22 protein-coding genes are annotated in these 25,067 nt (G+C 42.9%); 14 read left to right on the top strand and 8 right to left on the bottom strand.

Annotated features, from left to right (window positions below):
• Positions 1-33: 33 nt before the first annotated feature.
• The 4 genes from B5X60_RS10675 to uvrB form a co-directional block, all read right to left on the bottom strand.
• A complete protein-coding gene (locus B5X60_RS10675) occupies positions 34-2,535 on the bottom strand; it encodes a YfhO family protein (RefSeq protein ID WP_079702678.1) in 2,502 nt (833 codons plus the stop codon).
• Positions 2,536-3,069: 534 nt separating this feature from the next.
• Positions 3,070-3,318, bottom strand: coding sequence for a DUF4834 family protein (locus B5X60_RS10670; protein WP_079702677.1), 249 nt, complete (start codon positions 3,316-3,318; stop codon positions 3,070-3,072).
• Positions 3,319-3,631: 313 nt separating this feature from the next.
• Complete coding sequence (locus tag B5X60_RS10665) at positions 3,632-3,826, bottom strand: YwbE family protein (RefSeq protein ID WP_079703244.1); 195 nt, start codon at positions 3,824-3,826, stop codon at positions 3,632-3,634.
• Between the two features lie 272 nt (positions 3,827-4,098).
• Positions 4,099-6,144: an excinuclease ABC subunit UvrB gene (gene uvrB / locus B5X60_RS10660; RefSeq protein WP_079702676.1), complete on the bottom strand. Its 2,046-nt coding sequence runs from the start codon at positions 6,142-6,144 to the stop codon at positions 4,099-4,101.
• Positions 6,145-6,333: 189 nt separating this feature from the next.
• Between uvrB and B5X60_RS10655 the strand changes: the two genes are divergently transcribed.
• The 12 genes from B5X60_RS10655 to B5X60_RS10600 all read left to right on the top strand — a co-directional run bounded on the left by B5X60_RS10655 (position 6,334) and on the right by B5X60_RS10600 (position 18,134).
• Positions 6,334-7,035 carry a YjjG family noncanonical pyrimidine nucleotidase gene (locus tag B5X60_RS10655; protein ID WP_139377452.1) on the top strand — a complete coding sequence of 234 codons (702 nt, stop codon included), beginning with the start codon at positions 6,334-6,336 and terminating at the stop codon, positions 7,033-7,035.
• On the top strand, positions 7,032-7,559 hold the full coding sequence (locus B5X60_RS10650; RefSeq protein ID WP_079702675.1) for a DinB family protein: 528 nt from the start codon (positions 7,032-7,034) through the stop codon (positions 7,557-7,559). The genes B5X60_RS10655 and B5X60_RS10650 overlap by 4 nt, the downstream gene beginning before the upstream one ends.
• 330 nt (positions 7,560-7,889) lie before the next feature.
• Positions 7,890-8,867 (top strand): DUF6427 family protein, encoded by a 978-nt coding sequence (locus tag B5X60_RS10645; RefSeq protein WP_079702674.1) that lies wholly within the window; start codon positions 7,890-7,892, stop codon positions 8,865-8,867.
• Positions 8,868-9,740: 873 nt separating this feature from the next.
• Positions 9,741-10,433: a phosphoribosylformylglycinamidine synthase subunit PurQ gene (gene purQ, locus B5X60_RS10640; RefSeq protein WP_079702673.1), complete on the top strand. Its 693-nt coding sequence runs from the start codon at positions 9,741-9,743 to the stop codon at positions 10,431-10,433.
• Positions 10,433-11,164: a type III pantothenate kinase gene (locus B5X60_RS10635; protein WP_079702672.1), complete on the top strand. Its 732-nt coding sequence runs from the start codon at positions 10,433-10,435 to the stop codon at positions 11,162-11,164. Before purQ ends, B5X60_RS10635 begins: the two co-directional genes overlap by 1 nt.
• Positions 11,161-12,474, top strand: a complete 1,314-nt coding sequence (locus B5X60_RS10630) for a porin family protein (protein WP_079702671.1) — start codon at positions 11,161-11,163, stop codon at positions 12,472-12,474. Before B5X60_RS10635 ends, B5X60_RS10630 begins: the two co-directional genes overlap by 4 nt.
• Positions 12,475-12,477: 3 nt before the next feature.
• Positions 12,478-13,065, top strand: coding sequence for an LPS export ABC transporter periplasmic protein LptC (gene lptC / locus B5X60_RS10625; RefSeq protein ID WP_079702670.1), 588 nt, complete (start codon positions 12,478-12,480; stop codon positions 13,063-13,065).
• Positions 13,066-13,310: 245 nt separating this feature from the next.
• Entirely contained in the window at positions 13,311-15,413 is a 2,103-nt protein-coding gene (locus B5X60_RS10620; protein ID WP_317043751.1) for a SurA N-terminal domain-containing protein, read from the top strand.
• A gap of 201 nt (positions 15,414-15,614) precedes the next feature.
• The gene (locus tag B5X60_RS10615; protein ID WP_079702668.1) at positions 15,615-16,130 is read left to right on the top strand and encodes a DUF2480 family protein; all 516 of its coding nucleotides are present in this window, start codon (positions 15,615-15,617) and stop codon (positions 16,128-16,130) included.
• A 185-nt stretch (positions 16,131-16,315) separates the two neighbouring features.
• Positions 16,316-17,092 carry a DUF3108 domain-containing protein gene (locus B5X60_RS10610; protein WP_079702667.1) on the top strand — a complete coding sequence of 259 codons (777 nt, stop codon included), beginning with the start codon at positions 16,316-16,318 and terminating at the stop codon, positions 17,090-17,092.
• A gap of 204 nt (positions 17,093-17,296) precedes the next feature.
• Entirely contained in the window at positions 17,297-17,863 is a 567-nt protein-coding gene (locus B5X60_RS10605; RefSeq protein WP_079702666.1) for a DUF3109 family protein, read from the top strand.
• Positions 17,864-17,921: 58 nt separating this feature from the next.
• Positions 17,922-18,134 carry a hypothetical protein gene (locus B5X60_RS10600; protein ID WP_079702665.1) on the top strand — a complete coding sequence of 71 codons (213 nt, stop codon included), beginning with the start codon at positions 17,922-17,924 and terminating at the stop codon, positions 18,132-18,134.
• A 129-nt stretch (positions 18,135-18,263) separates the two neighbouring features.
• Here the strand turns inward: B5X60_RS10600 and B5X60_RS18295 are convergent, their stop codons facing one another.
• The 3 genes from B5X60_RS18295 to B5X60_RS10590 all read right to left on the bottom strand — a co-directional run bounded on the left by B5X60_RS18295 (position 18,264) and on the right by B5X60_RS10590 (position 20,814).
• Complete coding sequence (locus tag B5X60_RS18295; protein ID WP_170878432.1) at positions 18,264-18,425, bottom strand: hypothetical protein; 162 nt, start codon at positions 18,423-18,425, stop codon at positions 18,264-18,266.
• Between the two features lie 114 nt (positions 18,426-18,539).
• Positions 18,540-19,832 carry an HAD-IB family phosphatase gene (locus B5X60_RS10595; RefSeq protein WP_079702664.1) on the bottom strand — a complete coding sequence of 431 codons (1,293 nt, stop codon included), beginning with the start codon at positions 19,830-19,832 and terminating at the stop codon, positions 18,540-18,542.
• A gap of 10 nt (positions 19,833-19,842) precedes the next feature.
• Positions 19,843-20,814, bottom strand: coding sequence for an NAD-dependent epimerase/dehydratase family protein (locus tag B5X60_RS10590; RefSeq protein WP_079702663.1), 972 nt, complete (start codon positions 20,812-20,814; stop codon positions 19,843-19,845).
• 135 nt (positions 20,815-20,949) lie between these two features.
• Between B5X60_RS10590 and B5X60_RS10585 the strand changes: the two genes are divergently transcribed.
• Both B5X60_RS10585 and B5X60_RS10580 read left to right on the top strand, forming a co-directional pair.
• Entirely contained in the window at positions 20,950-22,125 is a 1,176-nt protein-coding gene (locus B5X60_RS10585) for a formimidoylglutamase (protein ID WP_079702662.1), read from the top strand.
• A 151-nt stretch (positions 22,126-22,276) separates the two neighbouring features.
• Positions 22,277-23,767, top strand: a complete 1,491-nt coding sequence (locus B5X60_RS10580) for a xylulokinase (protein ID WP_079702661.1) — start codon at positions 22,277-22,279, stop codon at positions 23,765-23,767.
• 30 nt (positions 23,768-23,797) lie between these two features.
• On the opposite strand, the gene B5X60_RS10575 is transcribed toward B5X60_RS10580, so the two are convergent.
• A complete protein-coding gene (locus B5X60_RS10575; RefSeq protein ID WP_079702660.1) occupies positions 23,798-24,997 on the bottom strand; it encodes a glucuronyl esterase domain-containing protein in 1,200 nt (399 codons plus the stop codon).
• Positions 24,998-25,067: the final 70 nt, after the last annotated feature.

Below are 25,067 nucleotides of genomic sequence, written 5' to 3'. Positions count from 1 at the left end.
CGGATCCGATAGCTATCGGATGAGGGGTCAAGTTTACCCCTTCACCACCTTCGCTCCCTCATCCGGCTTCTTAGCCTCCAAGTACATCGCATATCCAAGTGCCAAAACAAGCAAAATAGACGCAATTAACGAGATTATCTCCCCAGTATAATATGATGCAGGCTCGAACTTAAATTCCAGTTTGTGATTACCACCTGGCAGCTGTGCGGCTCTTAACAGATAGTTGGCTCTAAAATATGGAACTTTTTGTCCGTCAACATAGGCATTCCACCCATGTTTATAGTACATTTCAGAAAACACAGCCAGTGCATCTTTGCCTGAGGAATACTCATATGTCATGAGGTCTGGGTGATATGAGGTTAACCTGATAAATCCATTCGCATCAAATCCAATTCGTCTAAGGTCGATCATTGGCTTGAACTCCTCCGAAACAATCATCACCTTTTTAGGATCAAAACTGCTGATCGCAGCCATCTCCTGGTCCGCATTTTTAACATATGTAACACTCGGTACAAACCAGGCATTGCCGGCTGCGCTGTCCCTGTTTTGTACGGTTTGTTTTGAACCGGTTTGATCTGACGTAATTACATACTTAGTGTTCAGCATGTCAAGTACATCTTCATTGATAGAACCATTAAACTGTTTGTCAAGCAGCTCCTGGTACCGTTTCAATTTAGCCGCATGGTATCCGCCAAGACTCTTATGGAAATAGGAAGGACCTGAATCTGAGAAGGGACCTTGTCTGCCGCTTAGATCAAATACTCTGTAATTTGACGTATCGCGCATGATCATCTGATCCACATCCCTAGGTTGAAATTGCTGTGCCAGAACATTTTTCTCAACAAACTTTTCATTGTTCAGGTATCGGCGATCAATATTCCACATATCACCTAAAATCACGGCAGCCAGAAGAATAAATACGATCTGTGGACTAAGTTTCTTATTGATTAAAGTCCAAATGAGTCCGGCACCAATGAGAACGAAAACCAGCGAGCGCAAGGCATCCATTCGCGCCATGCTGATCCGATCCTGGATCAGGGAATTTGCAATGCTGTCAGCGAACGGGCGGTCGCCATTAGTTAATTGGGTTAATTGCTCGACAAATTGATTATGGCCAGTCGCCCTGAAATCCAGTAGTAAAGATGGAACGGCGATTAATATCAGTAAAAGTCCACCAGTTATGTAAAGCGAATACAGCAGATGTTTCTTTAGCTTATTCGGATCTTCTGTGTGGAATGCAACTTCTTTTACTGCAAGAATTGCAAGCACCGGTACCAATAAAGCTGCAATAACCAGGATTGATTCAACTGCACGAAATTTATTGTAAAGCGGGAAGTAATTAAAGAAGATATCGGACAAGAAAGGCATATGTCTTCCAAACGAAAGCAGCAAACACAACAAGGTCGCACTAAGGATCCACCATTTGATTCTGTGTTTTATAATGAATAATCCCAGAACAAACAGGAAGCATATAATAGCCCCAAAATACCACGGACCGGATGTGAATTGCTTGTCGCCCCAGTAGGTGCTTAAGCCGACACCATACAATTGCTGCATCGCAGGCATGATTTGTTCTGCCGGAATTCCCTTTGATCCAAGTGTCTTTGCAACTTCAGAATCTACACCTAAGTCAGATACCCCGGAAGCACCGCCGTAAGCATTCGGTACCAAGAAGGTGAGGCTTTCTCCAACACCCTGGCTCCATGCGTAAGCATAGTCCCTGTCCAGGCCGTTATTCGGTTCAGACTTATCAGTTGTTAAATTCGATGGTCCACGGGTTGATTCTTTTGCGTACTCATAACTTGTCCACAATGCACCTGCATTTACTGCAATTGAAAGAACCGCCGCTGCTGCGAGATAGGCGAAAGACTTAATGAATTCTTTGGTGGTCTTTGCTTTAATTGCGTGATATAATTCTATCCCTATAAGGATCAGAAGTACCAGGAACAGATAGTACGTCATCTGGATATGGTTGGTCCTGATCTCAATAGCGAGAAATAAGGCGGTTATCGCCGCTCCGGCAAGATATTGCCTCCGGAAGGTCATTATTATACCGGCAAGAATAGGGGCAAAAAATGCGATTGCAATTGCTTTGTTGCTATGACCGGCATCTATAATCTGAAAGTTATAGGACGAGAAAGCGAATGCAATCGCACCGGCTGCAGCCAGCCAGGGATTCATTCTCAGCACACAGAACAGAAAATATGCACCCAATAAATAAAGCAGAACAGTATCAATAGGATTTGGGAAAACTGCTTTGAAAAATGAGATGACGTAGGTAGTTATGTTATTAGGATACTGAACCCAAATCTGGTAAGATGGCATACCTCCGAACATGGAATTCGTCCAGAGAGGACCTTTACCATCTTTGGCTTTGTAGTCCATGATCTCTTTTTGCATGCCTTGAGCTTGAATAACATCACTTTGAAACAGGGCTTTTCCCTGCAGCGCAGGACTGAAATACACGAAACATATCGCAATAAAAATTCCTATGATCGCCAGGTGAATGCCATTGCGTTTAAACCAGTTATTCATTATCCTCAAATTAGTTGAATGCCAAAAATAGAAAAAAAGTAATACGTTTTAAGTTGAACGCAATACGTTTCGCAACAGGCATGTCAGATGGAAGGATTTAACGGGCATTCATCTGGCGATTAGAGCACTCTATCTTGAAGAATTTCATTCATAAAAATGGCAATGGCTACTCAGATAGTAGGGACAAAGGGAAATGGCTTTCTTACCGACCCTGAAGGGGTCGAATATTTATAGAAAATGTTGGTCCCGAAATCCCGACCCTGAAGGGGTCGTATGTGTTGTCGTATTATTTAAATGAATTCGCATTCTAAATGCGACCCCTTCAGGGTCGATGAAAATGCCGATTTCGATACTATAAATATGTGACCCCCTCGGGGTCAAAGGAATATTAGAGAAAAATCCGGAATATTAATGGCTGTGGTGGACGTAGTTTTTTCCGTCTGGCCCTAACACCTAATTACTAACAACTAACCACCATCACCGATTGTCCTTCTCCGCCCAGCCTGTCAACCGTCAACCGTCAACCGCAACAACCTACTTCACCTCCTCGTAATCAACAAAATCACCCGCATTATCGCCACGGCTTTTTTCCTTTGGAGGCATGTAGTCAACTCTGATACGACCGTCCGGGTTATGATTATGTTGTTGCTGATATCTTTGGTTTGCCTGGTTTTGCGCTTTCGCCATCATCTTATGGAAAAACATAGGTAATAACAATCTGGCAACCATTTTTAGCAGCCATAAAACGCAAATAGTAATAAATAAAATCTTTAATAATGCCATGAGAATAAATTCTGATCTTCAAATATAGACGATAAAATGTTGAATATGTTTCACTGTTTTGTAAAGTTATACGTTGTACGTAATACGTTATACGTTTTCTTGCCGACGTACCCAACGTGAAGTTATACGGTTTACATTCTTAATAATAACTATTACAACGTACCAGAACGCCAAGTATGTTTTCCGTTTCTTTCTGACGTACCAAACGTTAAACCACACGTTTTATTAAAATCCAACTTCAAAGATCGGATAGGTTCGTTCGCTATCCGCCCAGACGTACAACGTACAACGTATTACGTATAACGTACAAAGTTCAACTCACTATCTCCACCACTCTCCCCACCTGTCCATCCTCCAGCCTGACCTTAATCCCTCTTGAATGAAAAGCAGAGCTTGTGAGAAGGCTTTGAACTATACCTCTTGTTCGTTTACCCGTTCTCTGATCCTTTTTAAGGATTATGTCGACTTCGAGGCCGGGATATATGTCTTTTCTATATTGGCCGTTCATGTTGTTTGCGTTGTGAAATTTTATTAACGTGATCGGTGGCAGCGCCCGGTGATTCGAGAATAGCATTGAAAGTTGTAATCGTGGTGATGGTTCTACGAATAAAAGTGGCTACCGCCGGTAATCAGTAATCAGGTGGCTACGCCCAGTGGTGGTAACCGCCATTGAGATTTGTTTTAGTAATATAGGTACACATGCACTGATTACTGATCACTGATTACTGATACTGATTACTGATCACTGATTACTGATCACCTGATCACTGATCACTCCCTTCATTTACCAGTCCCAGTCCCAAACCTCTCCTCCATAATCTTCTCCAGCGCAAACATTTCATCCCGCAATTTTGCAGCAAGCAGGAAGTCCATGTCTTTAGCGGCGTTAACCATATCTTTTTTCGTTTTGTCGATCGATTTTTGAAGCTCCGGTTTGGTCATATATTGAACAATCGGATCGGCAGCCAAGTCATCTGTCATCTCTTTTTCAATGTATGCCTTTTGAACTCCTCCCTTGAAGTCCATTACCGAGGTCTGTTCGATAATAGCCTCCCACGATTTACCTATTGTCCTCGGTACTATTCCATGTTCCGTATTATACGCAATCTGCTTTTCACGCCTGCGATTGGTTTCATCAATAGTAACCCGCATACTATCCGTGATCTTATCCGCATACATGATAACCCGCCCGCGATCGTTTCGGGCTGCCCGGCCAATAGTCTGGATGAGTGAACGCTCAGAACGAAGAAATCCTTCCTTATCAGCATCGAGAATAGCTACAAGTGAAACTTCAGGAAGATCCAATCCTTCACGCAATAAATTTATCCCCACAAGTACATCGAACACGCCAAGCCTTAAATCTCTAAGTATCTCAACCCTTTCAAGGGTTTTGACCTCGGAGTGAATATACCGGACCTTTATCCCCAGCCGATCCATGTATTTAGTAAGTTCTTCCGACATTCGCTTCGTCAGAGTAGTTACCAACACACGATCTCCCATCTTGACTGTCTTATCGATCTCGTCAAGCAGATCATCGACCTGGTTTATAACCGGCCTGATCTCTATCACCGGATCAAGGAGTCCCGTTGGGCGGATTACCTGTTCAACGAAAACCCCCTCCGTCTGTTCCAGCTCATAATCTCCCGGCGTTGCGCTGACATAAATTGTTTGCGGTGCAAGTTTCTCAAATTCATTAAAATTTAAAGGCCTGTTATCGAGTGCAGCGGGGAGGCGGAAGCCATAATCAACAAGAGAAAGTTTCCTTGAGCGGTCGCCGCCGTACATTGCCCGGATCTGCGGCACTGTAACATGGCTTTCATCGATCACCATAAGATAATCTTCTGGAAAATAATCCAGGAGACAGAAGGGGCGCATTCCCGGAGTTCTGCCGTCAAAGAACCTCGAGTAATTTTCAATACCGCTGCAATAGCCAAGCTCACGCATCATCTCCAGGTCGTAATTTACCCGTTCTTCCAGCCGTTTAGCCTCCAGGAACCGCTTTTCGTCAATAAATTGCTGCTTGCGGCTTTCAAGTTCCTCCTGGATAGACCAAACCGACTTATTGAATCGATCCTTAGGTGTTACGAACAGATTGGCGGGAAAGATGGCCATATGTGTCATTTTCTCCATTGTCTTTCCCGACGCAGGATCTATCGTGGTCAGCTCTTCAATATCATCTCCAAAGAAAGAAACCCGGTAGGCATAATCCATGTACGCAGGATATATATCGACCGTGTCTCCCTTAACCCGGAATGTTCCCCTTCTGAAATCGGCAGTTGTACGTGAGTATAGGATCTCAACAAGGCGATGCAAAAATGCATTCCTGCTGATCTTTGTCCCTACTGCAAATCGAAAAACCGAGTTTGAAAAATCCTCGGGGTTTCCCATACCGTAAATGCAGGAAATTGATGAAACGACGATCACGTCACGCCTGCCGGACATTAATGCCGAAGTGGTACGCAAACGCAACTTTTCAATCTCCTCATTGATCTGGAGGTCTTTCTCAATATAAGTGTTCGATGAAGCGATATAAGCCTCAGGCTGATAGTAGTCGTAGTAGGAAACAAAATAATTAACCGCGTTATCCGGGAAGAACTGTTTAAATTCTCCATAGAGCTGTGCCGCAAGCGTCTTGTTATGGCTGAGGACCAACATCGGCTTTTGCGTCTCCTGCACAACATTCGCTATGGTAAAGGTTTTTCCGGAGCCTGTAACCCCTAAAAGCGTCTGATAATGTTCGCCACTATTAACGCCTTCAACCAATTGACGGATCGCCTCAGGCTGATCGCCGGTTGGCTTATATTCAGATGTTAGCTTAAATTCCATATGCCCTGCAAAGGTAAAAGTTGTAAGTCGTAAGTCGTAAGTTGTAAGTAATAAGTTTTAGGTTTGTGCAGCGATCCGGATAAGCGTAGTTGTCGGTATGTCTGCGCATTTTTGACTTATAACTTACAACTTATAACTCATGTTTGTTCAATGTGACTCGTTTCTATCACTAAACCAGCTATATCTCACATGACCCCCTCCATCTACAAACACCTCTTCTTCGACCTTGATCACACCATTTGGGATTTCGACAAGAATGCTGAAGAGACGCTCCATGAACTATATCATACTTACGGGCTGAAGGACCTGGGTTTGCACTCTCCTGATGCCTTTATCGAGACGTACACTAAAAACAACCATCAGCTTTGGGCAGATTATCATATTGGCAAGATCAGCAAAGAGGTATTGCGTTCAACAAGATTCTCAAAGACTTTTATTGAACTGGGGTTGTCGCCTGATAGAATACCAATCAATTTTGAGAACGATTATGTTACTATCTGTCCTACAAAAACAAACCTTTTTCCGCATGCTCACGATACGCTGGAGTATCTTCGAAGCAAGTACACTCTTCACATCATATCCAACGGGTTCAAAGAATCTACAGAGCTAAAAATCGGGAATACCGACCTTGCAAAATATTTTAGCACCATTTTCATTTCAGAAATAATAGGATTTAACAAACCTGATAAAGCTATATTTGATCATGCCTTAAATACGACCACTGCATCAGTCGCAGAAAGCCTGATGATCGGGGACAGCGTTGAGGCTGATATCAGAGGCGCACAGGCTTACGGGATGAAAGCGATCTTTTTCAACCCCGGACGCAAAGAAAAGCCCGAAGATGTGGTACATGAGATTTATTGCCTTAGTGAATTAGTACAGATACTGTGAGCGTAAACAGCCATTTCAAGTCGATGATTGAAGCCGTAGGCCAATATGAAACCCTTTTACAGGAGGTATCGGAAGAAGTATTTACCCAAAGTCCGGCAGAAGGACAATGGTCATACTCTGAAACCTTTTCTCATATCTTTCAATCAAATTTGGCTTCATTAATAGCTGTTGAGAAGTGTTTTCTCAAAACGGGAATCATTAATAAAAAGGGCACCCCCTGGCAGGTTTTGGCTATACTTTTCTTTGGTAGACTCCCACCAGGGAAATTCAAAGCACCCGAGCGCATCGCCTCAATGGTGAAGATCATAAGCAAAGAAGAAGCATCAAATTTGATTGTTAAATTTCGAAAGCGTCTCTCAGAACTCAAAGATAAAGTGGATAAAGCCGACAGGGATCAAATGATCAAGCACCCCCGCCTGGGACTCTTAAATGCAAAGCAATGGTGGAGGTTTATCGAAATCCATACGAAACACCATACACGGCAGCTTGAGAGAATTTCACGTCAGTTGAAAGGTGAAAGGTGAAAGGTGAAAAGTGCGACACGGATAATCGACCCTTTAACTTTCCTCTTTCACCTTTCCTCTTTCAACTAATCAAAGTTCTTCCTCCTCAAACCCCACATCATACGGACTTAGCCAAATCCCCACGATAACAATTATCAAAAGTAGTATGATCTGAATAATGAATTCTGTGGTCATGTTAAAGATTTTATACTAATTACGTAATCGGGAATGAGGAGATTGTTAAGGAAACGTTAAACTTTAAATCGCTGGGGAGACTTCCGGGGCTTTGTTTCACCTTTCACCTTTCACCTTTCCCCTCTTTTATCTTAATATTGTAGCAAATGCCGATGTATGATCAAGCAGTTCCGCAGTATTAATCCTGTAAATATCCTTTTCCTTGCGGTTATCACGCTTTTGCTGAGAGCCGGTATTTTTATGCATCTTCCTGAGCAGGTCAGTGTTGATTTTATCGAGCCTTTTGCGAGGTTGCTTGTTCCAATTCCGGAAAACTCACTTCCAACACTAACGAATATTTATGTTGCGGCGTTTTTGATTTTTGTACAAGCCTTGCTTTTCAACTGGATCGTAAATTCGTATAACCTTCTGGGGAAATCAACGTATCTGCCAGCCTTACTATACATTTCTGCAGGGAGTTTATTTACCCCATTCCTGATATTAAGTCCTGCCCTGTTTTGTAATTTCCTTTTATTGTGGATGTTGGAGCGTTTCCTCAGTATTTACAAAAGAGATGAAGTTCGATCTGTTATGTATGACCTGGGAATGATCGTTGCATTAGGCACGCTCATATACTTTCCCTTTATTGCAATGCTTCCGCTTCTCTGGATCAGCCTCATTATTTTCCGGCCCTTTAACTGGAGAGAGTGGCTTGCCGTGATCACTGGTTTCATAACAATCTTCTTTTTCCTGGGTGTTTTTTATTATTGGAACGACTCTCTGGACCAGTTCTATAGGATCTGGCTGCCACTGACATCAAAATTTCCCACCAACCTTCGGATTAATTTTTACGATACCCTTGTCCTCCTGCCTGTTGCCGCTATTTTGGTACTGGGATTTTTCCAGCTGCAAAAGAATTTTTTCCGAAGCGTGGTTCACCTTCGCAAATCGTTTCAGCTACTATTTTTTATGTTCATTATCGGTCTGGTGTCATTCTACCTGAAAGAAGACCTCAGATTATACCATTTTCTTTTATGCGCACCCCCCGCAGCAGTATTAATGGCGTATTATTTTGTTCATGCTGGGAAAGTCTGGCTTTATGAAAGTATGTTTTTGGTGTTGGTTGGAGGGATAGTATATTTTCAAATTTTTTAATGTTCCCGCTCATGTCCGCCCAGGCCGGACTAATTCTGTTGCTTTAGGTCAAAATTGATCCCGCCTCGTGCCGGCGGAAGAGCACCTACTTTTTTCTGCAGGCAAAAAAGTAGGCATGCCGACCAACGGGAGACCACGAGTGCCTTAATAAACAATAAACAAAAACGAGTAACAGCCCGCGCCTGCCTAATATTTGTTGTAAATCCACGTTTTAGCCCCATGTCGCAATCCAAGCCGTGTGAATGTTTGTGCAAGAATTGAGTTTGACTGCAACACTTCTGCATTGCTTGAATTGCTGGTAAACTTTAACAGAAACATTTGGGTCTAAAACGCGCCTTTACCGCCAAATCTTAGGAGGGCGTGTTCTGCAACCTGCAGAGATAGAAGAACTATTAATATCAGCTACCCAGCGTACCCACCGATCCTCCATCACGTCATGTACGTTTGCCTGCGTTCGCCTTAGGCGGACGCCTCTCTACACCAGCTAAGCTATGTGTACGCTTCTCTGGCCAAAGCACTGAATCTCCGTTCACCGTCATTCCGCATTGGCTGGTGCGGCAACTTCAGGTGTAGCCTCAGCACAAGCTTTAATAGCGCCAGGCGCAGCGGCGGCTCTTTTGCTTACTTTTCCAGCTGCAGGGAAAAGTAAGTGCCAGTCCGCCGGCACGAGGCGGAAAAAATGCAAACTGTACCCAATACATAAAGTATGTGAACTTCGGCCATGAGGCGAGGATAAATATTATTTGGCGCGCGAAAGCGCCCTTTTAACCTTTTTTAACACTAAAACCCCTCACCAGTCTCAAATTTTGAATAGATTTGTAGCATAAACCGGTTCGATTCGATTCGTGCAGGTCTAAATAAAAATTTATCATAATGAAATTTGGAGTTGTAATTTTCCCTGGATCAAACTGTGACGAAGACATAATCTATGTCCTGGAACAGGTAATGGGACAGGAAGTTATTCGTTTGTGGCATAAGGATCATAATCTGCAAGGTGTGGATTTTGTTGTTTTGCCGGGTGGATTTTCTTTCGGCGACTATCTCCGTTCAGGTGCTATTGCGAAGTATTCTCCTTTAATGCAGGAGATCATTCAATTTGCAAATAAGGGTGGATATGTACTCGGGATTTGCAACGGTTTCCAGATCCTTGCGGAAGCTGGTTTGGTGCCGGGAGCTTTGCTTCACAATACCAGCAGAAAATTCATCTGTAGAAATGTCTTTCTGAAACCGGCAACTTCTAATAGCTTAATGACATCCCTGCTTGATCCTGCGAAAGCATTGAAAATACCGATAGCACACGGCGAGGGTAACTATTTCGCTGATGCGGATTCTCTGAAGAAAATTCAGGATAATGATCAGGTGCTGTTTCATTACTGTGATGAAAATGGAAATGTTTCTGCGGCTTCAAATCCAAATGGTTCCCTGAATAATATAGCCGGTGTATGTAATGTAAACAGGAATGTATTTGGACTGATGCCACATCCTGAGCGTGCTGCTGATGCTATATTGGGCAATCAGGACGGTTTGGGCATCTTTGAGTCTATCCTAAATATCGCACACGCGTAATGTCGCGACTGGTTATTGACATTGGCAATTCACGTACAAAGATTGCCACTTTTGATGATCAGAAACTTGTCAGCCTTAATGTTCTTGAAGAACTCAGCGAGGATAAGCTGCAATCGTATTTAAAAGAAACACCTGTACAACAAAGTATTATTTCATCAGTTAAAGATGGAATAGAGGACTTAGAAAAAGTACTTGTCGGGCAGACCGATTACATCCGCTTTTCAGCCGCAAATGCAGGGATAGATAATCAATACAAAACTCCCCAGACACTTGGTCTTGACCGTCTGGCTGGCGTGGTTGGAGCTAAAGCGTTAAATCCCGGGAAGAATTGTCTGGTGATTGATTTAGGTACCTGTATTACTTATGATGCGATCGACAAAGATAATGTCTATCGTGGTGGGAGTATTTCAGCGGGTTTAAAAATGAGGCTTCGTGCAATGCACGACTTTACCGGGAGACTTCCCTTGGTTCCGCTGAAAGAGTTCGACGGTCTGGAGGGAAATGATACTGAAACTTCTATGCTTTCGGGAGTGGTAAATGGTACCTATTTGGAGATTGCCGGATTTATTGAGCGGTATAGATCTCAATATGCTGAATTGCAGGTTATACTGTGTGGAGGGGATGCGAATTTTTTTGATACCAGGTTTAAAAATAGCATCTTTGCGCACACTTTGAAAACCGAGCCTGATCTGGTACTTATTGGTTTAAACGAAGTTATTAATCAACAATGATAAAGATTTTTAAAAATATATTTTTTGTTACCATTCTTGCTGCCAGTGTATCCGCTGCAGCGCAGACCACTTCAAGCTCGCCGTATTCTCAATTCGGTCTCGGCGATCTTAAAGGTTCACTTTTACCGCAAACCCGGGGTATGGGTGGTATCAGTATGGGTATTCGTAAGCCTGGTGTCTATGATAACATCAACATGGCAAATCCAGCTTCCTATTCAACTTTGTCTCTGACCGCTTTCGAAGTTGGGGCGTCCATGGACCTTCGGAGCCTTAGTAAAGCTGGTGTAACTGGTAAAAGCCAATTCAATTCGACATTAAGCCATATCAACTTTGGTATTCCTGTAAACAGAACTTCAGCAATTAGTTTCGGACTAGTACCATATAGTGACCTGGGCTATCAATTTAAGAATACAGGAGTCCTGGATACCAATGACGTTGAATACGTATATGGCGGTGAAGGAGGTGTGTCTAAAGCTTATGCCGGCTATGGTTTCAAGATCGGGAAAAATCTGAGCTTAGGATTTAACATCGGGTACTTGTTTGGTAGCCTGAAAGAAAATCGCTCCATCGATTTCCTTGACTCAAAACAGGAAGGTGGGTATGATGTAACTACCTTAAATTCACGTACGCAGTTCCAGCATTCAATTGGGGGCTTCAGCTTCGACATAGGACTTCAATATGAGGCGAATATAAGCGATAAGACGAAATTGATCCTGGGCTACGCAAGTAATACGGGAAATAAAATTAATTCACGAAATGATATAGTCACCACCCGATACAGAAGAAATCTGAAAGGCGACGATCAGGGGGTTATTGATAGCACCTACTACCTGAAGGGTGGTAAAACCAAGATCAACATGCCATTAACTCATACTGTTGGTTTTGCTTTTGAAAATAACAATTCCTGGTTGTTCGGTGCGGATGTGTCTTACGGCAAATGGTCGGACTATAGCGAAGGATCGGTAAACGGAGGCTTGAACAATAGTTTAGGTGTCGCTGTTGGTGGTCAGGTAACTCCTGATGCCAGTTCAATCAACAACTACTGGAAGCTGGTTGATTATCGCCTGGGGATGAAGTACGACCGTACCTTTATTAATATAGGTGGAAACGATATTAAGCAATATGGACTGACGTTTGGTTTTGGCTTCCCGCTACCAAGCAGCCGCTCTTCCTTCTACCGTATAAATCTTTCGACCGAAATCGGCAAGAGAGGGACGGAGAAAAATAATCTTGTCAGCGACAAATACGTCAATGTTCATCTCGGGTTTACGCTCAATGACAAGTGGTTCCAGAAAACTTATATTGAATAGATAATGAGGATTCACCGTATTATATCCTGCCCGCCGGCGGGCATAACCGGTGCCATTCTTACAGTGCTTTGCCTCCTGTTAATTACCGGCTGCGAGAATAACCTTAAAGACGTAGAGCAAATTTCTGCTAAAAAGCTTTCTGTGCCAGTGGACAAATCTACAGGAGTAACAGTACTATACAGCGATTCGGCTTTCGTCAAAGCCAAAATGATCACCCCCGAGTATCTTCATTATAAAACGGAGAAGCCCTATATCGAGATGAAGAAGGGAGTGACTGTCATTTTTTATGATACCCGACAGCAGGAGACCAGCCGCGTGACATCGGATTATGCGATCAGACGTGAAAATGAAAAGGTTGTAGAGTTGAGAAAAAACGTTGTTGTTACCAATAATAAAGGTGAGACTTTTAAATCAGAGGAACTTATTTGGGATGAAACTAAAGGAAGGTTTTTCTCCAATCAGCTGGTAAGTGTTACTACTCCCGGAAATATCATGTACGGAAAGAACTTTTGGGCCACCCAGGATTTTTCATACTATGAAATTGAGCAGGCTTCAGGGGATTTGAGCTTAACGGAGAAACAGGGATTTTAGGGAGTTGACAGTTGATGGTTGACAGTTGACGGTTGATGGTTGACAGTTGGAAATCGGATAACACAGCGTTGCCAGTTGAGAGTTAAAAATTGAGAACTGAGAATGTGAAACTATCCCGTGAATTCTCCACTCTCCACTCTCCATTCTCCACTCTTTTAAGCTGTTACATTTTTATTAAACTTTATCCATTTTTTGTATCTTGCGCCCTCTTTTAAAAATTATAATAGAATATTGATATGGGAATAATGAGTTTTTTGCGGAACCGTGCCGGGATTATCATCGTTGGAGCGATTGGTTTTGCAATAGTTGCATTTTTAGTTAGTGATGCGGTTCAGATGGGCGGATCGTTAATGAATTCAAATCAAACGGAAGTTGGTGAGGTTGATGGAGAAGCAATTTCTGTGCTTAAGTTTAATGAGCAGGTCGAATTGAATACCAATAACTTCAAACAGCAGATGGGCCAAAGCAATTTGGATCCTCAAATGACTTCCTATATCATCGAGAATACCTGGAATCAGCAAGTTTCTAAGATCTTGATGGATAAAGAAATAAACCGTCTGGGATTGCAGGTGAGCAAAAATGAGCTGAATGATCTTATTACCGGTAAAAATCCTGATCCGCAGATCCTGCAAAACTTTGGCGATCCGCAAACTGGCCAGCTGAACAGGGTTCAATTAAATTCCTTCCTGGATAATATTAAAACTCAGGATGCAAAAAGCCCGGTGAGCATTCAGTGGACTTCATTTCTGTTAAACATTCGTGAGAACAAGCTTGCCCAGAAATACAATAATCTGGTGAAGAACAGTTTATATGTTACATCACTTGAGGCTAAAGAAGATTACAATCAGCGGAACAGACTGGCCAACTTCAAGTACGTAAATCTTGAATATGCTTCTATCCCGGATAACCAGGCTAAAATCACCGACCAGGATTATAAAGATTACTATAACGAAAACAAATACCGTTTCAAAAACCTGCAGGAAACAAGAACATTTGAATATGTTGTTTTTGATGCTAACCCAACAAAGACAGACACTGCAGACACTAAAGCTATTGTTGACAAAACTGCGGCTGATTTCCGTGCTGCAACAAATGATTCCCTTTTCGTGAGTATCAACTCTGAGACGAAAATGCCTGTTAGTTATGTTCGTAAAGGGCAACTCGAGGCTGCTTTAGATTCGGCGGTTTTCGCATCGTCTAATGGTGCATTCATTGGCCCAATCTTTTCCAACGGCCAGTACAAAATGGTTAAGGTGCTTAACATTAAATCAAGCCCAGACTCGGTAAAGGCAAGTCATATTCTTATAAACCCGGCAACTGAAGGTGGCGTAGATAAAGCGAAGGCAAAAGCTGATTCTATTGCAGGACTTATCGCTAAAGGTGCAAGCTTTTCAGAACTTGCGACTAAATTCGGTACGGACGCTTCTAAAGATAAAGGTGGAGATTTAGGAACTTTCGCACGGGGTGCAATGATCCCGGCGTTCGAAGAGGTTGTTTTCAATGGTAAAACTGGTGATGTTAAAGTAGTAACAACTCAATTTGGAGTGCATGTGATAAAGATCACTGGCCAGGTGGGAAGCTCAAGAGTTGCTAAAATAGCGATGGTAGATAAGTCTCTTGCAAGCAGCAGCAAAACTCAGCAGCTAGCTTATTCGAAAGCGACGTCTTTTTTAAGCACTGCCAAAGATGGTGAGTCTTTCGATGCAAGTGCCCAAAAATCGGGTTATTCTAAGCTGATTGCAGAAAATGTAGTAGCTACCCAGTCCTCTATTCCGGGTCTTGATAATCCTAGAGAAATGATCCGCTGGGCTTTCGGAGCTGATAAAGGCGATGTTTCAGAGCAAGTATTCGAGATGGGCAATAAGTTTGCAGTAGCAAAAGTTGTTGATGTCTTCGAAAAAGGAACACTTCCGCTTGAGCAGGTTAAAAAGCAAATTGAGACAGCAGTTCGCAATAAGGTAAAAGCACGTATGCTAACTGAAAAGTTGACAGCAGCACGTAATGGTGCTTCGTCAATTGAGCAGGTAGCACAAAAAGCAGGCAGACCGGTTACACCAGTTCAAAATATAGTCTTTGCTAACCCGGTAATTCCTGGAATTGCTCAGGAAAATAAGCTCGTAGGAACAATATTTGGGTCACAGCCAGGTAAATTATCTGAAGTGATCGAAGGTGATAACGGCATCTACGTTTTCGTGGTAAATGGCTTTTCAAGTCCTGCACCCCTCACCAATGTGTTTAAACAAAAGGTTCAGGTGTCTCAGGCGCTTGTACAGCGTGCACCAGGCGAAGCATTTAAAGTCCTGCGCGACAAAGCGGACATCAAAGACAATCGCGTGAAGTTCTTTTAAGCAGCTAATTGCTTAACTTTGTAACCGGGAAGGATTGATATCGTTCCCGGTTTTTTGTTTAGAGGTGGTGCCTTACGGCACTCACAAAATTTATTAACTGCAGAGTGCGCAAAGTACACGCCGAGAGCGCAGAGATTGCACGCTTAGACTCTGCGCTCTCGGCGAAAAACTCTGCGTACTCTGCGGTAAAATCTTTTGGTTATGGAAATACAAGAAAACATCATCAACAAAGTCGCCCAAAGCGGCCTTCTAAGCTTCGACCTTGCAGAGCTTTATCCGCAGGGCGAGCGTATTCTATATGATATAAAAGATAACCTTTTCCACGGCCTGATGCTGCGGGAGAAAGATTTCAGGGAATTCATCAAAGAGCACAACTGGGAGCAGTACACCGGTAAGCACGTTGCAATCACATGCAGTGCCGATGCAATAGTTCCCACCTGGGCTTATATGCTTTTGGCGAATCGTCTCGCACCCGTTGCACAGACCGTTGTGTTTGGAAATCTCGAATTGCTGGAAACGATTCTTTTCGAAAGACAGCTGGAGAAACTAGACCTCGAAAAATACCGGGATCAGCGAATTGTGATCAAAGGCTGCGGCGAGATCGCCATACCTGAATCCGCTTTTATTGACCTGACAGTACGCCTCACAGGAGTTTCTAAAAGCATAATGTACGGAGAGCCGTGTTCTACCGTTCCTATTTATAAGAGGAAAGACTGAATAAGTTGACGGTTGACGGTTGACGGTGGAGAGTTGAGAGTGGAGAATTGAGACCCGATAGCTATCGGGTGTAGAGTTGAGAATGGAAAGTCGAAAAGGATCGACGGATTGAAAACATTGCATTACGATAGGTACGCCTGCAAGATGCTGATAGCTGATACCTGTTAGCTCATAGCCCAGCAAAAATGAATTATAAACTACTCATATTTATACTACTAATCTCCGTTGCGAAGGCCTCGTCCCAGGAACTCCGCAGCGTGCAGGAGCCGGTATTCCAGGTGGGGGAGAAATTGCGCTATAAGCTGAGATATGGTTTTATTACGGCTGCTGAGGCTAATATCCGTGTAGAAAGTACCGATACCAAATTTGAAGGTAAACCTGTTTTTCATCTCGTTGCTGAGGGCAAGACGGCCGGTTCATTTGATGTTTTTTACAAGGTTAGGAACCGCTATGATTCTTATATAGATCAGAAGGATCTAAGTCCTTATCTGTATACGGAAAGTATTCGTGAAGCGAATTACCGGCGTTCCGACAGGGCCCGATTTTACCAGGATGAGAAGAAAATTGTTTCTAATAAAGGAACCTTCAAGGGCGACGGCCAAACCTTTGATGTACTTTCGGCATATTATTTTGCCCGAAGCCTGGATATCACCAAACTGAGCGTCGGATCTAAGTTCAGTATGGATTATTTCCTGGATGATGGGGTTACGAAGTTAACCATTCAGTACGTCGGTAAAGAGCGGGTCAAAACCGCTTTAGGTTATTTTAACTGTCTGAAATTCAGCCCGTCAATCCAGCCCGGGAGAATTTTCCGAAAAGACAGCAAGTTATATCTTTGGATAACCGATGATGGGAACCGGATTCCTGTAAAGGCACAAGTAGAGATATTGGTGGGTTCAGTTACTCTGGAGCTTGCTTCGGCGAGTGGCTTGAAGTATCCGTTGACGGCGTTGAAAAAATAGTAATTAGAACCAGGAACCAAGAACCAAGAATCAAGATTTCCACAAAGCGTACCATTAAGATATTTGCCCAGACTTATGTCGTCCAACGCCAAAATATCCATTGTCGGTTCATTAATTTTCGATATAATTTAAATTTTAGTCGCCACATTGAATTAAGATGCATCCAACTGTCAACTGTCCACTGTCAACTGTCCACTCATTGAAATGATCCAGGTACAAAACACCCTAGTTCACGAAGACATAATCAAAGAAAACTTCGTCTGCAACCTCAACAAATGCCAGGGTGCATGTTGCATCGAAGGCGATTCGGGCGCACCGCTTGAACGTTTTGAACTGGCTGTGCTGGATGATATCTATGCGAAGGTCAAGCCCTATATGACGGAAAAAGGCATTGCTGTCATCGAAGAATTCGGAACTTACGTAAAGGACTTTGAAGGTGATTATACGACACCCTGTATAGATACAAACAAAGAATGTGCTTATGTGACCTGGGAAAACGGCATCAGCAAATGTGCAATTGAAAAGGCATACGAACAAGGTGCGATTGCCTGGAAAAAACCCATCTCATGTCACCTTTACCCGATCCGCATAACCAATTATCCCGAGTTTGATGTGCTGCATTATGATCGCTGGAATATCTGCAGCGATGCTTGTTCGTTTGGCAAGGAACTGAAAGTTTCGGTTTATGAATTTTTGAAAGAGCCGCTGATCAGGAAGTATGGTGCAGAGTGGTACGACGAACTTCGCGAGAAGGCAGGTGAGGTTTATTAAAAACTAAACCGGGGCGGGGATTGTTGTAAAGGTGTTTACACCATTCAATAACCTTGTCATGAAAAAATATCTTTTCCTAAGCGCAATTCTTTTTGCCCTCGCTTCCTGCGGTGATCCAAATCACTATTGCTATCACGCCGGCCAGGAACCAGACCATACCACCAACCATGATCAGGAAACCATCCAGGGAAGGGCTCCGGATAGTACGGTAGTGGTTCGTGATTCTACTAATATTGGTGTGGGGGATACGACGATTGAGAGAACACACTAAAAGTTGAGAGTTGAAAGTTGAGATAATTTAGCGTTGATTACGTGCCTTTTTTACAATTGTTTTTAAGCTCTAGGGGCTTGGCTTTACTATTTGGTGCACCACTTCCCCTCTCGAAAACAGGTGAGCCACTTATAGAGCGTATTTCCGCTCATTCCATACATTAAGCAAACGTATTTTAACATTATACCAGATTCGACTAGTCGGACTGCTTCCTGAATTACTTCCCCGGGGATAGCGATCACTCTTGTTTGCGCGCTCATACTTGAGCCCAGTTTCTTGATTTGTTTCCATACACTTTGTTTTTTAGTGTATAGCTACTTAGGAAGTGTCACTTCGTCCAGCAATAGTAGTGCTAAGTATCAGTGGTAGTGTAGCTCACATCGACTTGATCTCCACAGAATTAAATTAATAAAGTATCCTGAATTTTATGGTGTGGTCAATCTGCTTGAGATCTTTCAAAACTCGTTTATCATAATGGTCACTTACATCAGTAATGACATAGCCGATATCTGTATTAGTCATTAGGTATTGTCCAACGATATTAATGTCATGATCTGCGAATACCTGGTTTATGCTCGCCATCACACCCGGAACATTATGGTGAATATGAATCAGCCTGTGAGCACCGGCGATGCGGGGAAGCTGTAGATTAGGGAAATTTAAACTCCTGTACGTATGCCCGTGATTGATGAAATTAATCATGCGCTTGGCAATAAATTCAGTATTACCTGCATTGTTTTTCGGGTCATCAAAAACCACAATACCCATATCAGTACAGATATCTTTCGACAAGATTAACCGACTGTTTCCAAGGTACCCAATGGTCTTAAGTTTTACTGCACGCTTGAGCTTTTCGTCTTCCAGAACTTCTCCATTTGCAAGCAGCATCATCCCAACATCGGGAACATATTTTTCCTCAAAACTTGTTTTATGTCGGATTGAGAAGCCATCTTTTTTCAACGTTTGTATTGCGAGGGCAGGCACGTCTCCAATAACGAGACATAAAATTCTATTTTTTGGATATGAGATTGCCCGCGGCAAATTATTCACATATAAGAACTCATCGAAACTTGGCGTAACATGATCCGCCTTTTCAGCCACAGTTTTACGTTCTATATTCTCAGTAAAGGCGTAAAACTTTCTGATCATACCAAACTCCTTTAGCTGAAAGTCTGAATGACCGTCGCCAATGCCGTAAATATCTCCTTGCAGTTTGAGATCCTTTAGTAGAGTTACTTTACCACCTTCGTTGGATAGCGGATTGGTTTCATCATAACCGATGATCTTTCCCGAATTGTCGAAAACAAACGTATTAGCGTAAATATTCTCTTTTGATATATGATAAGATGAAACAACGGGAATGATAAATTCTTTAAATCCACCCGAAACAATTAGCACGTCGTCGGCATGTTTTTTAAAGAATGTCTTATTCCGCGAGAATGACGCCGACACTTTCGTTTTCAGATGAGAGATTAGTTGCTTTAAATGTTCTTTATCTGCATCGAGTAATTGAACCCGTGCAGTCAGACTCTCACGAAAGGACATCTTTCCTTCCATAGCCGCATTTGTCAGATCTTCGATTTTCTGATAAATGCCTTCACGATTCGGGTGGTCTTTTAAGGAAATTCTTGCCAGTTCGTCGAGCGCTTCTACCTGAGTAAAAGTGCTGTCGAAATCAATAATATAAAACTGCTTCAATCTATTGGTATTAATTCGTGTTGTAATTCTTACAGATCTCTGCAATGGTTTCCCTGACAGATCTGAACTCCAAATTTAGAGCCTTTTTAATTTTTTCATTGGAATAATTCTGCTTTTTGAAGGCAGTACGGACGGTATCCTTATTTAGGCTATTGGGTTTTCCAGACAGAGCCGACAAAATTCCTTTACCATATCTTGCCACATTAAGCATCCAGGGCTGCAAAGCAATAGCAGGCTGTTTCTTGTTTAAGCCGGTTGCTATTTCCGAAAACAAATCCCTGTACGACCAATTTTCAGCACTAATTATGAAACGTTCGTTCGAAATATCACTTTCCATTAATCTTATCATTGCTGATGCCACATCAGTCACATCAACATACCCGAAACTTCCTCCTGGGTAATACGGCAAGCCTTTTCTTATCGCTTCAAATAGCTGCCCGCTACCTTCACTGCCAGCATTCCTGCCAATAATTATTGATGGATTGACGATCACCGTATTTAAACCTTCAGCAGCAGCGCGAAAAACTTCCATCTCACTTTCGTATTTGGACACGGAATAACTGCTTTGTCCTGCTCCGAATTCCCAATGGTTTTTTTCGGTTATCAGGTCGTTATGTTTACTGTCTCCTACGGCGGCGACTGAGCTAACATGCAGCAATTTATCGACATTGTGAGCTACACTAGCATTTAGTAAATTAGACGTCCCTTCCACATTCACCTTCATCATTTGCTTTTTGTCTTTTTGTGCGAAAGACACCAGCGCGGCACAATGGTAAACATTTTTAATTCCCACCAAAGCCTCATCCAGACTGAAGTAATCCAAAAGGTCTGCATCCACCCACTCGATATTATGTTCATTTTTTATGATGAGAGGAATGATTGAAGACGATCGTTTGATGGCACGGACCTTTTCGCCTTTTAACAAGAGCTGACTAACTAGTTCGGAACCTAAAAAACCGGTGGCGCCGGTGACTAATACCATGGAATGTTTTTTTTATTGCTTTCAAAAGTACTTGAATAAACTGATATTTGCTTTTAGTCTGTTGTCACAATCCTGGCGTCCGACTGAATTGTTTAACGGGGCCCATCGATTAATCGATCTCAGAACTAATTTCTTATGTCTTTATCCGATTTTCTTTCCCCTGTTAGCTATGTATCACCGAAAAATGGTTTTTACAACAGTCATTTAGGCTCCAAACTGGAAATTTATACTTCTGATTTTCCCGTTCTTGAAGAAAATACTTACGATATAGCAATTATTGGCGTTCAGGAAGATCGTAATGCGATTAATAACTCAGGTACTGCCCTTGCTGCTGACCATTTTCGCGAGAAATTTTATGCTTTAAACGAAGGTAATTATACAACCAGGATTGTAGACCTGGGGAATATCAAGGCCGGTCATAGTGTTTCTGATACATACGTCGCGGTCAAGCTGGTTGTGTCTGAATTAATGAAAATTAATATTCTTCCGGTGATTATCGGAGGTGGCCAGGATCTGACATATCCGCAGTTCCTTGCTTACGAAGACCTGGAACAGAAAATTGATCTTTTGGTAGTTGACTCACATTTTGATCTGGACGATGATTCAGAAGGTGTAGACGGCACCACATCTCAATCTTATCTAAACAGAATCCTTTTGCACCAGCCCAATTATCTCTTCAATTTTAGCAATATTGGTTACCAGACTTATTTTGTCAATCAAGACAGCCTTAAGGTAATGGATAAGCTTTATTTTGATATCCACCGGCTTGGTGATTTTGCTAACTCCATAACCATTTCAGAACCAATTATTCGCAATGCCAACATGATCAGTTTCGATCTGGCTGCAATTCGCTCATCGGATGCTTGTGCAAATGCCAATGCTACACCAAATGGGTTTTATGGCGAAGAAGCTTGCCAAATCTGCCGATATGCAGGTATGAATGATAAGCTGACGTCTATCGGGTTTTATGAGTTTAATCCCGCATACGACCAGAATGGACAGACGGCATTGCTACTGGCGCAGATGGTCTGGTACTTTGTGGATGGATTTTATAATCGTAAAAAGGAATACCCGCTGCTGCCGAAATCACAGTACATTACATACCGCGCGAGCCTGAAGGACGGTTCTCACGAACTTGTTTTTGTTAAAAGCAAAAAATCTGACCGATGGTGGATGCAGGTACCATATCCTAGTGGTCTGTCAAAGAACGAACGCCACCACCTGGTTCCTTGCAGATATGAGGATTATCAAATGGCGAATGCCGGTGAAATGCCGGATTTGTGGTGGCGGACTTATCAGAAACTTATTTAAGTTGACAGTGAAGAGTTGACAGTTGACAGTTGCTGAACGGACAGGGAACACTCAGCATTGCAATTAGATGAACTTATCACTGATTAACTGCTTTGCTGATCGTAGTGTAAAAAGAATTCTATATCTTCAAAACCAAGCTAGACAACACTGAATGCTCCTACTCGGCATCGACCTTGGTACTTCTTCAATAAAGGTTTCTGTAACGGATTCACAGACCCAGAAATGTATTGCAAGTGCGCAGTATCCGGAAACCGAGTCTGAGATAATTGCGCTTAAGACCGGCTGGGCAGAGCAATCGCCGGAAATATGGTGGGAGCATGTCCAGCAGGCTATTTTGATTTGTAACTCCAAGAAGCTATATGATCCGCGTGATATTAAAGCCGTAGGGATTGCATACCAGATGCATGGATTGGTTGTGGTGGATAAGGATCAGAACGTCCTTCGAAATTCTATCATCTGGTGTGACAGTCGTGCGGTAGAAATTGGCAACAATGCTTTTAAGGCTATCGGCGCTGATAAATGTTTGAAAGAACTGCTTAATTCCCCAGGTAATTTCACCGCATCTAAGCTTGCATGGGTAAAGGCAAATGAGCCTGATATCTACCATAAAATAGATAAGGTCATGCTACCAGGCGATTTTATTGCGATGAAACTTACTGGAGAAATCACAACAAGTATTTCAGCTCTTTCTGAAGGGGTATTTTGGAATTTTAAAGAGGATCAATTATCAGGGGAGGTAAAAAATTATTATGGCTTTGACCCCCATCTCATCCCTGATATCCAACCAGTATTTTCAGAACATGGGAAAGTGAAAGCTGAAATAGCCACTGCGCTCGGACTCAGCCCTAACATAGCGGTCACTTACAAGGCAGGCGACCAGCCAAATAATGCCTTATCACTGAATGTGCTCAAACCGGGCGAAGTTGCTGCTAACGCCGGGACATCCGGAGTTGTTTATGGGGTTTCAGATCAGCTGACATATGATAATCAGTCGCGCATCAACACCTTTGCACACGTTAATTATACCCCTCAACAGAAACATCTCGGTGTTCTTTTATGCATTAACGGAACGGGTATCCTTAACCGCTGGGTTAAAAACACCTTTGCTCCGGAAACAACCTATGACAAGATGAATGCTGAGGCCGCTACAGTTGAATCGGGAAGCAATGGAATCCGCATTATCCCATTTGGCAACGGGGCAGAGCGCATGCTGAATAATAAAACTGTGGGAGCACATTTTCACAACCTTGATCTGAATGTTCACAAGCCAGCTGATATTTTCCGGGCTGTGCAGGAAGGGATTGCTTTCTCTTTTCGTTACGGGCTGGATATCATGCGTGAAAATGGAATGAGCCCTACCGTTATCCGAGCTGGTAAGACTAATATGTTTTCAAGCAAGGTGTTCACTGAATCATTTGTAAATGCCTGCGGCGTACCCGTAGAGCTATACGAGAACGATGGAAGTGTGGGCGCTGCCATCGGAGCGGGAATCGGAGTTGGAGAGCTTACGTTGGAGAATGCCTTTAGTAATGTTAAAGCTCTTAAAATTGTGGAGCCGGATGCAACGCATGACCATGAAGTTTTCTACCAGGAGTGGAAGGAGTTGTTAACCGCCCGGTTGGAAATGATTCATGACGCATAGAGATTGTTTCGCTTCTCTCACAAAGACAGGCTAAGGCTTCTGTTTAAAGTGATAAACAGCAAACCTGAAAAAGTTAGCCCAGTCGAACCCCGTCATATTGTGTACTCCAATACGATTATGATAACCCAACGGCGATTGAATTACCGCCGTATTTGGAACAGGGGCTTCAGCTCCTAAACCTGTCTTCAGACTGTATAAACTATAAACTGGTTCTGCATGCTTTAATGCAAGGAATGTCCCTTTCGGATCTGCCCATAAGTCTTCTGTTGCATTCGTCGCGTATACCGGCCGTGGCGCCACAAGTCCGATCAGCATATGCTGGTCAACAGGAAGGAGGCTTTCCTTATCATTAAATTTTTTATAATTCGTATTGAACCAGTGAGGGAAAGACGTGTTAATTCTTCTGATCCTTTCCCCAAACTCTCTTCGTGCCAGCTTCGCTCCGGTACTTCCCGAACAGTTGCTCACACAAAGTGCAAAACGCTGGTCCTGAGCGGCAGTCCATAAGGAGGCTTTACCGCCGCGTGACTGCCCAACAATGGCTACTTTATCCTTGTCTACCAGCGCTTCATTTTGAAAATAGTCCATCACCCGGCTTGCGCCCCAAGCCCAGGCACCAATAGCTCGCATACCATTATCTGCTGCAAGCTGTTCAGGATACAATTGCAGTACCCCATTCATGAAAAGCTTCGGATCATCCGGAGCCAGATCAGCATTATGAAATGCAGCCATAGTATAACCAGCTGCGATTCCCTCTTCCGCAGGCCAAAAATCACTCTTTACTGTTCTAGTAGGATCAGTTTGATCTTTTGCCCTGTTATTAATGAGAAGAAAAGCCGGCGCAGGCTTCTGAACATGGTTAGGAATAAAGAGAACCAGGTTAATTTTTACACTCTTGTTTTGCCTGAATACTTCAATTAAAACCTCTTTAAGATGTGCCTTCCCATTCATGGCATTCTTATCTTCGTTGCTCAGGGAGTACCGGATACTATCGTAATCTTTGGGAACCTGCCCGTAAATATTATCTTCAAAAAGCCTTAGTATTTCCGGTCTGCGGGATTGCTCCCACTGGGCTTTATTCGTTACCAGTTTGCCGGATTGTGTTTTAAGCATTGCAGGCAAGGTATAGGCCGGCACTTTAGCCTCATCGTAATTGGATTCTTTATGATCCTGCGCTTTTACAGAAAGCGTTGCCAGGAAAAAGATAAGTGCTAATACCGATGCCTTCATACTGATCTGATTTTTACGCAAAATATGAAAACGAAGGCTAATCACCCACTTTCAACTAAATTCTATAAAT

The organism is Daejeonella lutea (genome assembly GCF_900168015.1).
In the GTDB taxonomy this organism is placed as follows: Bacteria; Bacteroidota; Bacteroidia; order Sphingobacteriales; family Sphingobacteriaceae; genus Daejeonella; species Daejeonella lutea.
The sequence above is the reverse complement of the archived record's forward strand: the minus strand, read 5'-3'. Positions and strand labels throughout refer to the sequence as shown.

Bases quoted from the DNA above. Each gene is read 5' to 3' on its own strand.
- B5X60_RS10575 (WP_079702660.1), bottom strand. From the start codon at position 24,997: ATGAAGGCATCGGTATTAGCACTTATCTTTTTCCTGGCAACGCTTTCT.
- uvrB (WP_079702676.1), bottom strand. From the start codon at position 6,144: ATGGAATTTAAGCTAACATCTGAATATAAGCCAACCGGCGATCAGCCT.
- B5X60_RS10670 (WP_079702677.1), bottom strand. From the start codon at position 3,318: ATGGCATTATTAAAGATTTTATTTATTACTATTTGCGTTTTATGGCTG.
- B5X60_RS10630 (WP_079702671.1), top strand. From the start codon at position 11,161: ATGATAAAGATTTTTAAAAATATATTTTTTGTTACCATTCTTGCTGCC.
- purQ (WP_079702673.1), top strand. From the start codon at position 9,741: ATGAAATTTGGAGTTGTAATTTTCCCTGGATCAAACTGTGACGAAGAC.
- B5X60_RS10600 (WP_079702665.1), top strand. From the start codon at position 17,922: ATGAAAAAATATCTTTTCCTAAGCGCAATTCTTTTTGCCCTCGCTTCC.
- B5X60_RS10605 (WP_079702666.1), top strand. From the start codon at position 17,297: ATGATCCAGGTACAAAACACCCTAGTTCACGAAGACATAATCAAAGAA.
- B5X60_RS10620 (WP_317043751.1), top strand. From the start codon at position 13,311: ATGAGTTTTTTGCGGAACCGTGCCGGGATTATCATCGTTGGAGCGATT.
- B5X60_RS10615 (WP_079702668.1), top strand. From the start codon at position 15,615: ATGGAAATACAAGAAAACATCATCAACAAAGTCGCCCAAAGCGGCCTT.
- B5X60_RS10655 (WP_139377452.1), top strand. From the start codon at position 6,334: ATGACCCCCTCCATCTACAAACACCTCTTCTTCGACCTTGATCACACC.
- B5X60_RS10635 (WP_079702672.1), top strand. From the start codon at position 10,433: ATGTCGCGACTGGTTATTGACATTGGCAATTCACGTACAAAGATTGCC.
- B5X60_RS10590 (WP_079702663.1), bottom strand. From the start codon at position 20,814: ATGGTATTAGTCACCGGCGCCACCGGTTTTTTAGGTTCCGAACTAGTT.
- lptC (WP_079702670.1), top strand. From the start codon at position 12,478: ATGAGGATTCACCGTATTATATCCTGCCCGCCGGCGGGCATAACCGGT.
- B5X60_RS10585 (WP_079702662.1), top strand. From the start codon at position 20,950: ATGTCTTTATCCGATTTTCTTTCCCCTGTTAGCTATGTATCACCGAAA.
- B5X60_RS18295 (WP_170878432.1), bottom strand. From the start codon at position 18,425: ATGGAAACAAATCAAGAAACTGGGCTCAAGTATGAGCGCGCAAACAAG.
- B5X60_RS10645 (WP_079702674.1), top strand. From the start codon at position 7,890: ATGATCAAGCAGTTCCGCAGTATTAATCCTGTAAATATCCTTTTCCTT.
- B5X60_RS10665 (WP_079703244.1), bottom strand. From the start codon at position 3,826: ATGAACGGCCAATATAGAAAAGACATATATCCCGGCCTCGAAGTCGAC.
- B5X60_RS10580 (WP_079702661.1), top strand. From the start codon at position 22,277: ATGCTCCTACTCGGCATCGACCTTGGTACTTCTTCAATAAAGGTTTCT.
- B5X60_RS10610 (WP_079702667.1), top strand. From the start codon at position 16,316: ATGAATTATAAACTACTCATATTTATACTACTAATCTCCGTTGCGAAG.
- B5X60_RS10675 (WP_079702678.1), bottom strand. From the start codon at position 2,535: ATGAATAACTGGTTTAAACGCAATGGCATTCACCTGGCGATCATAGGA.